At 70.0% G+C, this 11,783-nt stretch carries 10 protein-coding genes; 7 read left to right on the top strand and 3 right to left on the bottom strand.

Features of this window, described 5'->3' with window-relative positions:
• The first annotated feature begins 198 nt into the window (after positions 1-198).
• The 3 genes from ACYUED_RS08590 (at position 199) to ACYUED_RS08580 (ending at position 2,783) form a co-directional block, all read left to right on the top strand.
• On the top strand, positions 199-819 hold the full coding sequence (locus ACYUED_RS08590) for a PadR family transcriptional regulator (RefSeq protein ID WP_491291677.1): 621 nt from the start codon (positions 199-201) through the stop codon (positions 817-819).
• A 171-nt stretch (positions 820-990) separates the two neighbouring features.
• Complete coding sequence (locus ACYUED_RS08585) at positions 991-2,010, top strand: ATP-binding cassette domain-containing protein (protein ID WP_491291676.1); 1,020 nt, start codon at positions 991-993, stop codon at positions 2,008-2,010.
• Complete coding sequence (locus tag ACYUED_RS08580; protein ID WP_491291675.1) at positions 2,007-2,783, top strand: ABC transporter permease; 777 nt, start codon at positions 2,007-2,009, stop codon at positions 2,781-2,783. The genes ACYUED_RS08585 and ACYUED_RS08580 overlap by 4 nt, the downstream gene beginning before the upstream one ends.
• Before the next feature lie 63 nt (positions 2,784-2,846).
• Here ACYUED_RS08580 and ACYUED_RS08575 read toward each other — a convergent pair whose 3' ends face one another.
• Both ACYUED_RS08575 and ACYUED_RS08570 read right to left on the bottom strand, forming a co-directional pair.
• Positions 2,847-3,695: a siderophore-interacting protein gene (locus tag ACYUED_RS08575; protein WP_491291674.1), complete on the bottom strand. Its 849-nt coding sequence runs from the start codon at positions 3,693-3,695 to the stop codon at positions 2,847-2,849.
• Positions 3,696-3,813: 118 nt separating this feature from the next.
• A complete protein-coding gene (locus tag ACYUED_RS08570; RefSeq protein ID WP_491294187.1) occupies positions 3,814-4,743 on the bottom strand; it encodes a 5'-3' exonuclease in 930 nt (309 codons plus the stop codon).
• A gap of 195 nt (positions 4,744-4,938) precedes the next feature.
• Between ACYUED_RS08570 and ACYUED_RS08565 the strand changes: the two genes are divergently transcribed.
• The 4 genes from ACYUED_RS08565 (at position 4,939) to ACYUED_RS08550 (ending at position 10,675) form a co-directional block, all read left to right on the top strand.
• Positions 4,939-5,991 carry a quaternary amine ABC transporter ATP-binding protein gene (locus ACYUED_RS08565; protein ID WP_491291673.1) on the top strand — a complete coding sequence of 351 codons (1,053 nt, stop codon included), beginning with the start codon at positions 4,939-4,941 and terminating at the stop codon, positions 5,989-5,991.
• The gene (locus ACYUED_RS08560; RefSeq protein WP_491291672.1) at positions 5,984-8,599 is read left to right on the top strand and encodes an ABC transporter permease/substrate binding protein; all 2,616 of its coding nucleotides are present in this window, start codon (positions 5,984-5,986) and stop codon (positions 8,597-8,599) included. The genes ACYUED_RS08565 and ACYUED_RS08560 overlap by 8 nt, the downstream gene beginning before the upstream one ends.
• A gap of 772 nt (positions 8,600-9,371) precedes the next feature.
• Positions 9,372-9,950 carry a helix-turn-helix domain-containing protein gene (locus tag ACYUED_RS08555; protein WP_491291671.1) on the top strand — a complete coding sequence of 193 codons (579 nt, stop codon included), beginning with the start codon at positions 9,372-9,374 and terminating at the stop codon, positions 9,948-9,950.
• Positions 9,950-10,675, top strand: a complete 726-nt coding sequence (locus tag ACYUED_RS08550; RefSeq protein ID WP_491291670.1) for a helical backbone metal receptor — start codon at positions 9,950-9,952, stop codon at positions 10,673-10,675. The genes ACYUED_RS08555 and ACYUED_RS08550 overlap by 1 nt, the downstream gene beginning before the upstream one ends.
• Here ACYUED_RS08550 and ACYUED_RS08545 read toward each other — a convergent pair.
• A complete protein-coding gene (locus ACYUED_RS08545) occupies positions 10,587-11,759 on the bottom strand; it encodes a TDT family transporter (RefSeq protein ID WP_491291669.1) in 1,173 nt (390 codons plus the stop codon). The two genes, ACYUED_RS08550 and ACYUED_RS08545, sit on opposite strands and share 89 nt — an antisense overlap.
• Positions 11,760-11,783: the final 24 nt, after the last annotated feature.

Genomic DNA, 11,783 nt, shown 5'->3' with positions numbered 1-11,783 from the left:
GTTCCTGTCGGGCGACAGAAATTAGGGGCGGGCTGTTTCGTGGGCGTCACGCCGGCATGTCCGCGGCGGGCCCAAGTCCTCACGCCCTTGCCGCGTCCCTCATTCGCGATACATCGTGTGTATTGACGCTCCGCGCTGGCTCGCGATATGTTCGTGCACGGATATTCGGTAGCGAGGTGTGAAAGTGAGGTGCCGGCCATGGCGATGAAGCGCCGCAAACTCAGCAACCCCCTGGCGCTCGCCGTGCTGGTGACCCTCTGGCAGAAGCCGATGCATCCGTACGAGATCGCCCAGACGTTGCGCCGTCAGGGCAAGGACACCAGCACGAAGATCAACTACGGCTCGCTGTACACGGTCGTCCAGAGCCTCGAAAAGCATGGATTCGTCGAGGTCACCGACGTGGAGCGGCAGGGCAACCGGCCCGAGCGCACGGTGTACGGGCTCACCGAGGCCGGCCGCGAGGAGATGACCGAGTGGTTGTCGGACCTCGTCGCCGTCCCCGCGAAGGAGTACCCGATCTTCGAGACCGCCCTCTCCCTGCTGGGCGCGCTGCCCCCCGACGAGGTGGTGCGGCTGCTGGAGGAGCGGCTGAACTCCCTGGAGGTGCAGGCGGCAGGCGCACGTGGAGCGCTGGCGAAGCTCTACGAGACGCTGCCGCGGCTCTTCCTGATCGAGACCGAGTACCAGTTGCACATGATCGAGGCGCAGGCGGAATGGGTCCGTGGCTTCCTGGAGGAGATCAGGAAGGGCTCACTGCCCGGCGTCGAGGGGTGGCGGAGGTTCCACGAGACCGGGGAGCTGCCACCCGAGTTCAGATAGAAGAAAAAGACCCCGGCCGGGCTGTTGCAGCAGCCCTGCCAGGGTCTCGAACCCCGAGCTGAATCCGCCGTGAGGCAGTCCAGGCGATCGAGGTGCGGCACACCCAGGATAGCCCGGCGCTCCTTGCACGGACGGATCAGCTGTCATCCGCTCATCAGGAGAGCAGTCGTCATGAGTACTACCCGTGCGCCCGCAGTGGAGGCGCGCCAGCTGATCAAGACCTACTCCGGTGATGTCACCGCCCTGTGCGGCATGGACGTCACCGTCGAACCCGGCACCGTCTTCGGGCTCCTCGGGCCCAACGGCGCCGGCAAGTCCACCACCGTCAAGATCCTCACCACCCTGGCGCGCCCCGACTCGGGCTCGGCGACCGTCGCCGGACACGACGTGCTGCGCCACCCCGGCCGGGTGCGCCGCGCGATCGGCGTGGTCGCCCAGAGCTCCGGCGCCGACCCTGTCGCCACGGGCCGCGAGAACCTCCAACTGCAGGGCAGGCTCTACGGGTTGAAGGGTGCCGCGCTCAACACCCGCGTGACCGAGCTGCTCGACCGCTTCAGTCTCGCCGACGCCGGTGGCCGGCAGGTGAAGGGCTACTCCGGCGGGATGCGACGCCGTCTCGACGTCGCCCTCGGTCTGGTGCACCGGCCCGAGGTGCTGTTCCTCGACGAACCCACCACCGGTCTGGACCCCGAGGCGCGCACCGCGATGTGGGACGAGATCGACCGGCTGGCGGGGGAGGAGGGGCTGACGATCCTGCTCACCACCCACTACCTCGAAGAGGCCGACCGGCTCGCCGAGCGCATCGCCATCGTCGACCGCGGCCGGGTGGTCGTCCAGGGCACACCGGACGCGCTCAAGGGTGAACTCCGCGGTGACGCCGTCCACCTGAAGCTGCGGGAGGCTGTCGGCGAGGCCGGCCGCACCCTGCTCATGGGCGCCCTCGGTGCCCTGCCCGGCATGCACGAGGTGCTGGTCGAAGGGCGCCGCGTCAGCGTCCGCGCCGACGACGGAGCGGCCGCCGTACCCGCGCTGCTCGGGGCGCTGGAGCGGGCCGGGGTCGCCGTGGCCGCCGCGACCGTGGCCCGGCCCTCCCTCGACGACGTCTACCTCCGCCATGCGGGCCGCCGTTACTCCGAGGCCGACACCGAAGCCGGCACCGAGAACCTCGTCCTCGCCGGAGGTGCGCGATGAGCACGGCCGTCTCCCAGACCTGGTACATGACGCAGCGTCAACTCATGGTGTTCACACGGCAGCCCGCCTACGCGATCATCACCCTGATCCAGCCGGTGATCTGGCTGTTCCTGTTCGGCAACCTCTTCAAGAAGGTCGTGGAGCTGGGCGGCTTCGGGACGACCACCTACCTCGACTACCTGGTCCCGGGCGTCGTCGTGATGAGTGCGCTCGGCTCCAACATGTGGGCCGGCATGGGCACGTTGGAGGAGATCCAGCGGGGCACGCTCAACCGCTTCCTGACCACCCCGGTCAGCCGCGCCGCGCTGATGAACGGCAACGTCGTCAACAACGGCCTGATCACCGCCTTCCAGTCGGTCGTCATCGTGCTGCTCGCGCTGGCGGGCGGCGCCGACTACCCGGGCGGCATCGGCGGCATCGCGATCCTGGTCCTCGCCGCCGTGCTGCTCGGCACGGTCTTCGGGGCGCTGTCCAACGCGCTGGGCATGCTGGTGCAGGAGCGGGAGTCGATCATCGGCATCAACACCTTCCTGCTGCTGCCGCTGACCTTCCTGTCCTCCGCCTTCATGGCGCCGTCCCAGATGCCCTCCTGGATGCGGCACATCGCCGACTTCAACCCGCTCAACTGGGCGATGGTCGCGGGCCGTTCGGCCCTGTCCGAGCACCCCGACTGGGGCGACGTGCTCAGCCGTGGCGGGGCGCTGGTGGTACTGGCGGTGGCAGCGGTATGGCTGTCGATCCGGACGTTCCGGTCGTACCAGCGGTCGGTGTGAGCCAAGCGTGAAGCGGCGGCGCCTCGGTGAGGTGCCGCCGCTTCGGGCATGTCGTCGGGTGTCTCAGGCGGCGGGGGCCGCGCCCTCCTGCTCCGTCTCGATCCGTGCGTTCCAGTCGCGCTTGGAGGCCTGCCAGCCGTCCTCGTCGTGGCCGAGCCGCCAGTAGCCGGAGATCGACAGGTCCTCGCGCGGGATCTGCAGCTCGACGCGCAGCAGTTGGCGCAGCTCCTTCACGAAGTGCGCCTCGCCGTGCACGAACGCGTGCGGACGGCCCTCGGGGAACTGCAGCGTCCGTACGGCCTCGCACAGCATCTCGCCGACCGGCCGGTCGCCGCGGTGCAGCCAGACGACCTCCACGTCGGAGTCGACCTTCTGCTCTTCCTCAGGCCCATGGACCTCTACGAAGGCGTGCGCGGTGACGCCCTCGGGCAGTGCCTCCAGGGAGCGGGCGATCGCGGGCAGGGCGCTCTCGTCGCCGACGAGCAGATGCCAGTCCGCGCTCACATCGGGGGCGTAGGCGCCACCGGGGCCCATGAAATGCACGGTCTCGCCCGGCTGGACACGCTTCGCCCACGGCCCGGCCAGCCCCTCGTCGCCGTGGATCACGAAGTCCAGCGTCAGCTCACGGGACTCCGGGTCGAAGGCCCGCACGGTGTACGTCCGCGTCACCGGCCACTGCTCGCGCGGGAGCTCCTCGCGGATGCGCTCCACGTCGAAGGGCTCCGGATAGGTCACGCCCTCGGCCGGGGGGAACAGCAGCTTCACATAGTGGTCGGTGCAGGTGTCGGCCGTGAAACCGGCCAGTCCCTCGCCACCGAGGACCACACGCTGCATGTGCGGGGTCAGCCGTTCTGTGCGGACGACCTGCGCGGAATAGGGCTTCCGCGGCCTCCGAGCCGGACGTTCTGCCATGACGGCCTCCCATACTTCCCTGCTTAGGCTTACCTAAGTTAGCACCTCGCTCTCGGACAACGCCCTACAGGCGGCCGTATTCGCGAAACATTGTTCACGTGCCGGTGCGCGCGCCGCTTTACGCGCCGAGCGTGGTGAGCAGCCGCTGCAGCGACCCGCCCAGCCCCCAGCGAGCCGCCAGCTCCTCCAGGGCCGCCGGGTCGCGCGGCGCGTGCGGCAGGGCCGTGTCGACGTCCGGCAGCGGGACGTCGTCGGCGACCTTGACCACCTTCGGCGCCACCGCGACATACGGCCGCGACTCGTCGAGCCGCCTGCGCTGCGACGGCGTGAGCTTGGCCTTCGGGTCCTCGATGGCCGCCATGATCCCTGCCACGTCCCCGAACTCGGCGAGCAGCTTCGAGGCCGTCTTCTCGCCGATGCCGGGCACGCCCGGCAGTCCGTCGCTCGGGTCGCCGCGCAGCAGCGCCAGATCCGCGTACCCCCTGCCGTCGACCCCGTACTTCTCGCGCAGCCACGCCTCGTCGGTGAGCTGCAGCGTGCCGACGCCCTTGAGCGGGTACAGCACGCGCACCCCCCGCTTGTCGTCCACCAGTTGGTACAGGTCGCGGTCGCCGGTGACGATGTCGACCGGGCCCTTCGCCCGAGCGGTGAACGTGCCGATCACGTCGTCCGCCTCGTACTCCGCGACACCGACGCGCGCGATGCCGAGCGCGTCGAGGACCGCCTCGATGACGGGCACCTGCGGGGAGAGCGTGTCCGGCACCTCCTCCTCGTCAGGCCCCGCCTCGCGCACCTCGGCGACGCGGTGCGCCTTGTAGGAGGGGATGAGATCGACCCGCCACTGGGGACGCCAGTCGGCGTCCATGCACGCCACCAGGTGGTCCGGGCGGTGGTCCTTGACGAGGCGGTCGATGAATTCGAGGAGCCCGCGCACGGCGTTCACCGGAGTGCCGTCGGGGGCCTTCACGGACTCCGGCACGCCGAAGTAGGCGCGGAAGTAGAGCGAGGCGGTGTCGAGGAGCATCAGTCGTCCGGTCACGCCTCGCATCATGCCGTACGGCACTGACAGTCACCGTGCGACCGCCGCCGCGTTGCACTTGTAAGCGCCTTGTGAAGTGGACCACTGGCGCGTTTGGCCTGAACCGCTCGGGGCAGGCGCCGCCCCGGAGCGATGGCGATTGCATTTTCAACCGGTTATGGCCTGTCGTCTCCCTTTCCCCGCCGCCGAGACGAGAAGGTACGCGTGTCATCCAGGCTTGAGGCCGAACATCTCTACAAGGTGTTCGGTAGACGACCAGACGACGCAGTCGAGCGGCTCCAGAAGGGAGCCGACCGGGAGGAGCTGCGCGCAGACGGCACCACCGCCGCGGTGATCGACGCCTCCTTCACCGTGGAACCGGGCCAGATCTTCGTCGTCATGGGCCTGTCCGGTTCCGGCAAGTCCACGCTGCTGCGCATGCTCAACGGCCTGCTGGAGCCGACCGCCGGGCACGTCCGCTTCGACGGCGACGACCTGACCGCGCTCGGCGACCGCGAGCTGCGGGCGGTCCGCGCGAGGAAGATCAGCATGGTGTTCCAGCACTTCGCGCTGTTTCCGCACCGCAGCGTTCTGGAGAACGCCGCCTACGGCCTGGCCGTGCAGGGCGTGCCCCGCGGCGAGCGCGAGCAGCGCGCCGCCGAGGCGCTGGCCCTGTGCGGTCTGGCCGGGTGGGAGAAGTCCTGGCCGGACGAGCTCTCCGGCGGTATGCAGCAGCGTGTCGGCCTCGCCCGCGCCCTGGCCACCGACGCCGACCTGCTTCTGATGGACGAGTCGTTCAGCGCCCTTGACCCGCTGATCCGCCGTGACATGCAGGACCAGCTGCTCCAGCTGCAGCAGACCCTGAAGAAGACGATCGTCTTCATCACCCACGACCTCAACGAGGCCATGCGCCTGGGCGACCGCATCGCCGTCATGCGCGACGGCCGCATCGTCCAGATCGGTACGGCGGAGGACATCCTCATCCGGCCGGCCAACGACTACGTGGCCTCCTTCATCCAGGACGTCGACCGCTCCCGGGTCCTGACCGCGTCCGCCGTCATGGACACGGACGTACGGGGTGACGAGGCCGACTGCGGGTGCGAGAGCGACTGCGCCACGGCGACGCCCGACACGCCGTTCACCGAACTCTGTGCGATGAGTGCCCGGTCGACGCATCCGGTGGCCGTACTGGACGACGAACGCACGCTCGTCGGAGTGGTCCCGCAGCAGCGCCTGGTCGGCTTCCTCGGCGACGAGAAGGCGGTGACCCATGCCTAGGATCCCGCTCGGCGACTGGGTCAACGACACCGTCGACTGGCTGCTCGCCCATGTGTCCTGGCTCTTCGACTTCTTCAAGGCCGTCTTCACGGGCACCTACGACGGCATCAACGCCGTCCTCCAGGCCCCTGAACCCCTTGTGCTCGCGGGCATCTTCGCCGTGCTCGCCTTCTGGCTGCGCGGCACGCTCGCCGGTGTCCTCACCTTCGTGGGCTTCGCCTTCATCGACTCCCTCGAACTGTGGGACGACGCGATGGTGACCCTGTCGCTCGTCCTGGTCGCCACGATCATCGCGCTGGTGATCTCGGTGCCGGTGGGCATCTGGGCCGCCCGCTCCAACCGGGTCAGCGGAATCGTCCGGCCGGTCCTGGACTTCATGCAGACGCTGCCCGCGATGATCTACCTCATCCCGGCGATCCTGTTCTTCGGCACCGGCGCCTCCGCGGGCATCGTCGCGACCCTGATCTTCGCGCTCGCCCCCGGCGTGCGCATGACCGAGCTGGGCATCCGCCAGGTCGACAAGGAACTGGTCGAGGCCGCCGAGGCGTTCGGCACCACCCCCCGTGACACGCTCCTGCGCGTCCAGCTGCCGCTCGCCCTGCCGACCGTGATGGCCGGCGTCAACCAGGTCATCATGCTCGGCCTGTCCATGGCCGCGATCGCCGGCATGGTCGGCACCGGCGGCCTCGGCGGCGACGTCAACGAGGCCATCGGCCAGCTCAACGTCGGCCTCGGCTCCGAGGCCGGTGTCGCCATCGTGATCCTCGCGATCTACCTGGACCGCATGACCGGCGCCCTGGGCACCCATGTCTCCCCGCTCGGCCGTCGCGCCGCCGCGAAGGCCCGTGCCGCCCAGGGCCTGAAGATCTGGTCCTACCGGCCGCGCCCGCAGGTCGCGGTGGTCGGCGTCGTGATCCTCGGCCTCGTCGCGGGCGGCATGGGGATCTTCGGCGGCAGCGGCGACTCCGCCGACGTCGCCGCAGGCCAGGACGTCGGCCAGGGCAAGAAGATCAGCATCGGCTACATCCCGTGGGACGAGGGCGTCGCCTCCACCTTCCTGTGGAAGGAGATCCTCGAACAGCGCGGCTACCAGGTGGACGCCAAGCAGTTCGACGCCGGCCCGCTCTACACCTCCCTCGCGCAGGGCAGCGTCGACTTCCAGACCGACGCCTGGCTGCCGACCACGCACGCGCAGTACTGGAAGAAGTACGGCAACGAACTCGACGACCTCGGCGCCTGGTACGGCAAGACCTCGCTGGAGCTGAGCGTCCCCTCGTACATGAAGGGCATCGACTCCCTCGACGACCTCAAGGGCAAGGCCGCCACGTTCGGCGGGAAGATCACCGGCATCGAGTCCAGCGCCGGCGAAACGGCCCTGCTCAAGAGCAAGGTCCTCAAGGCCTACGGCCTCGACAAGGAGTACAAGGTCGTCGACAGCTCCACGCCGGCGATGCTGGCCGAGCTGAAGCGGGCCTACTCCCAGAAGGACCCCGTCGTCGTCACGCTCTGGTCGCCGCACTGGGCGTACAACGACTACAAGCTGAAGAAGCTCAAGGACCCCAGGGGTGCGTGGGGCAAGGGCGACGGTGTGCACACCCTGGCCCGCAAGGGCTTCGCGGGCGACAACCCGGTCGTCGGCAAGTGGCTGAAGAACTTCAAGCTGGACGAGAAGCAGCTCACCAGCCTCGAAGCGGAGATCAACAAGGCGGGCAAGGGCAAGCAGCAGGACGCCGTTCGCACCTGGCTGCAGGGCAACCCGGGCCTCGTCGACAAGCTGGCCCCGGTCCCCGGCGGCTCCGGCGCGACCCCCACCGAGGCCAAGCGGCCCGTGAACGTGGCCTGGTTCCCCTGGGACGAGGACATCGCCGTCAGCTACCTCTGGAAGAACGTCCTGGAGCGGCGCGGCTACAAGCTCAACCTCAAGCAGATGGACGTCGGCCCGGTCTACACCGGCCTCGCCTCCGGCGACCTCGACGTCAACTTCGACGCGTGGCTGCCGTACGCGCAGAAGAACTACTGGGACAAGAGCAAGGACAGACTCAAGGACCTGGGCACCTGGTATCAGCCGACCTCGCTGGAGGTCGCCGTGCCCTCGTACGTGAAGGGCGTCAACTCCCTGGAGGACCTCAAGGGCAAGGCGAGCACCTTCGACGGGAAGATCATCGGCATCGAGCCGGGCACCGGTGAGATGAACCTCCTCAAGACGAAGGTCCTGCCCGGCTACGGCCTGGACAAGGAGTACAAGGTCGTCGACGGCTCCACGCCGGCGATGCTGGCCGAGCTCAAGCGCGCGTACGCCAAGAAGGAGCCCGTGGCCGTCGTGCTGTGGTCGCCGCACTGGGCGTACAGCCAGTACGGCCTCACCAAGCTGAAGGACGACAAGAAGCTCTTCGGCGAGGGCAACACGATCCGCACCATCACCAACGAGAAGTTCCCGGAGCAGTACCCGCAGCTCACCAAGTGGATCAAGGGCTTCCATATGAGCGAGGGCGAGCTCGGCAGCCTGGAGGCCGAGATCAACAAGCGGGGTCAGGGCCACGAGGAGGAGGCCGTCGGCGCCTGGCTGAAGGAGCACCCGGACTTGGCGGCCCGGATGACACCTCAGTAGAAGCCACCGAGGAGCACGCGCGTGGGCGGTCCGTTTCGCGACGGGCCGCCCACACGCGCGTGAAGGGCGTACGAAAAGGATCCGGCCAACCACATAGAGCTACGCCCCCGCCCAAGCCTCACCGCCCTCCCCAGCGGACTTGCCGACCGCACATGCGGCCCGCGGCGTACTCCGACTCGCCGGCCCGGGATCACGTCGACGTGGGGCGACGACCCGGGCCCCACCGGTCCCACCGGTCCGACCGCGACCCGGGCCGCCAACCGGGCGCCGTACGAACGGAGTTCGTGACCCGGTGGGCAACGCCTGATCACAGGCCTGATCGCGGTGGGAGGGCACGGGGAGCGTGCGGGAACACAGGGGGCCGCAGGCGCATTGAAAGTAAGAGAGGGAAGCCGCGCGGAGCGAGGAACAGCGGCGCTGCGGGGCGCGTGGCAGCGGGTGCCCGTGCGCCCACGATTCCCGCACCGGACGGGGCGGCCGGCCGCCGGTACGTGTGGCGGGGGTGACCGCGCCCCCGCCGGCCCCCGTCATGGCTGCGGACGGCCTTTTGGCCCTCCTGGTCAGCGTCTTCGTCCCGAAGGAGGAATCCGTGCCCCGCGACTCGGAAGAGGCCAACCAATCGCGACAGTTGGCGAATTGACCGCACGCGGTGTTTACGGGGATGTGACGGGCGCATGAAACAGTTTGCCGAACCTGCGTAAGGTGCAGAGAACTCATCAGTGAGAACTCGTCCGACAGACCGCGACCACGAGCGAAGGAGGGAGCCGGAGCGATGGGCGACCACAAAGACGACCACAAGGATCGGCCCCTGCGAGTGGGCGCGGCCGTGCGGCGCCGGCGCCGGGCGCTGCAGCTCACCCTCGCCGTCGTGGCCGAGCGCAGCGGCCTGTCGGTCCCGTTCCTGAGCCAGATCGAGAACGACCGGGCCCGGCCCAGCAGAACGTCCCTCGAAAAGGTCGCCGACGCCCTTCGTACGACAGCCGTGGAACTCCTCGCGGCGGCCGACCCGGCGTGCAGCGTGGACGTGGTGCGGGCCGAGGCGGCCGAACCGGCTCCCGAGCCGCGGGTGCGTTCCCTGGTGCGGGGTCATCACCAGATGCACGCCTCGGAGTTCACCGGCGACCACGACGCGGGCCGCGAATTCCAGTACCGCAACGACCAGTTGATGTACGTCGCCGACGGAGCGGTGGAGATCGAGGCGGAAGGGCGCGCCTACCGTCTCGGCCGCGGGGACACGCTGTACCTGACGGGCGGCGTGCGCCACCGGTGGCGGGCGACGGTGTCGGACACGCGCGTGGTCGTCGTCGCGGTGGCCGAACACGTCGAGGCGGTCCAGAACCGGACGCGGTAGTGCGGACGCGCGTCGTCTCCCTCGTTCCGTCGCTCACGGAAGCGGTGGCGGTCTCGGTGCCGGGCGTCCTGGTCGGTGTGACGGACTGGTGCAGCCACCCCGCGGCCCTCGACGTCCCCCGCATCGGCGGCACCAAGAACCCCAAGCTCGACGACATCCTCGCCCTCGCTCCCGACCTGGTGGTCGCCAACGAGGAGGAGAACCGCGAACCCGACCTGACGGCCCTGCGCGAGGCGGGCGTCGAGGTCCTGGTCACCGAGGTACGGAACGTGCCGCAGGCGTTCGGGGAACTGGCCCGGGTGCTTGGGGCGTGCGGGGCGGCGTCCCGGCCGCGCTGGCTGGACGAGGCGGAGACGGCCTGGTCGAACCTGCCGCCGCCCGAGCGCCGAACGACGGCCGTGGTGCCGATCTGGCGGCGGCCCTGGATGGTGCTCGGCCGCGACACCTTCGCCGGCGACGTGCTCTCCCGCCTCGGCGTCGACCACCTCCACGCGACCCACCCCGACCGCTACCCCCGCGTCCCGGTCGACGAACTGCGGGCGGCCGCCCCGGACGTCGTCGTCCTGCCCGACGAGCCGTACCGATTCACGGCCGACGACGGCCCCGAGGCCTTCCCGGGCCTGCCCTGCGCCCTCGTCAGCGGACGTCACCTGACCTGGTACGGGCCGTCGTTGGCCGAGGCGCCGCAAGCGTTGGGCGAGGCGCTGCGAGCAGCGCTCCACTGAGCAGACCGCGGGCCGTGTGCAGGGCGGCGGTGCCCCAGGCGGCGACGAGCAGGACGTACAGTCCGACCGCGAGCCAGTCGTACACGACGAGCCCGGTGTGCCGGGCGAGCGCCTCGGCACCCGTGACACACGTCCCGACGGGGAAGGTGAACGCCCACCACGTCATCGCGAAGCCCATGCCGTGCCGGCGCGCCCGCAGCACATGGGCGGTGGCGAACACCAGCCACAGCAGCGCGAAGCCCATGACGGGCACGCCGTACAGCACGGCGAGGACGACGAATCCCTCGCTGTACGGCGCCGGTACGACCCCGGGAGCGAAGTCCGCGAACTTGCCGACCGCGGTGGTGGACTGGCCGAGCGGGCCGAGCACCAGGAACAGCGTCGGGGCCAGGGCGAGGGGCAGCGGCCCGCCGGTGATCAGCCGGGCGAGGATCAGGGGCAGCATCAGCAGGGTCGCGAGGAGGCTGAGCCCGAACATCGCGAAGCAGGCCAGCAGAAGGGTCGCTCGGGGCTGCCCCGGCGGCAGGTGCGGCACGAGGAGCGGCCCGAGCGCCGCGGAGACCATGGGCGCCACGACGGGCAGCAGCCACACGGGCGTGGCCTGCTCCGGCGCCACCCTGTGCCGTACGGCCATGAGGTACGGCACCGCGACGGCGGCCGCGAGCCCCACCAGCGTCCCGGCGGTGAACAGCACGGCGTCGAGAACGAGCGCGTTGTGCGGCCCGGTCCAGTCCCGGCCGACGACGACGGCACCGCCGCCGACGGCGAGCAGGGCCATGGACAGACACCCGTAGAACGGAGCCGTGGCCGGGTCGAGGAGGTGGGCGCGGGCCTGGTCGCGATGGTGCGTCCAGTGCAGGGCGCGGGCGGCGAGCAGCACGACGAGCAGGCCGAGGGAGAGAGCCCACGCTGCCGTGCAGACGGTGCGCAGGCCGGGGACGTGGAGGGGGAGCGCCGCGCCTGCGGTGCCGACGATGGCGGTGCCCATGACGGACGCGTACCAGTTGGGTCCGAGGTGACGGACGGCGGCGGCGCGCGGAACGCGTGCGGTGACACGCGGAAGGGGCTGGGCTGCGGTGACCATGCCTTCACGGTCTCGCCGCCGGAC

The organism is Streptomyces sp. DF42 (genome assembly GCF_058267695.1).
The sequence above is the reverse complement of the archived record's forward strand: the minus strand, read 5'-3'. Positions and strand labels throughout refer to the sequence as shown.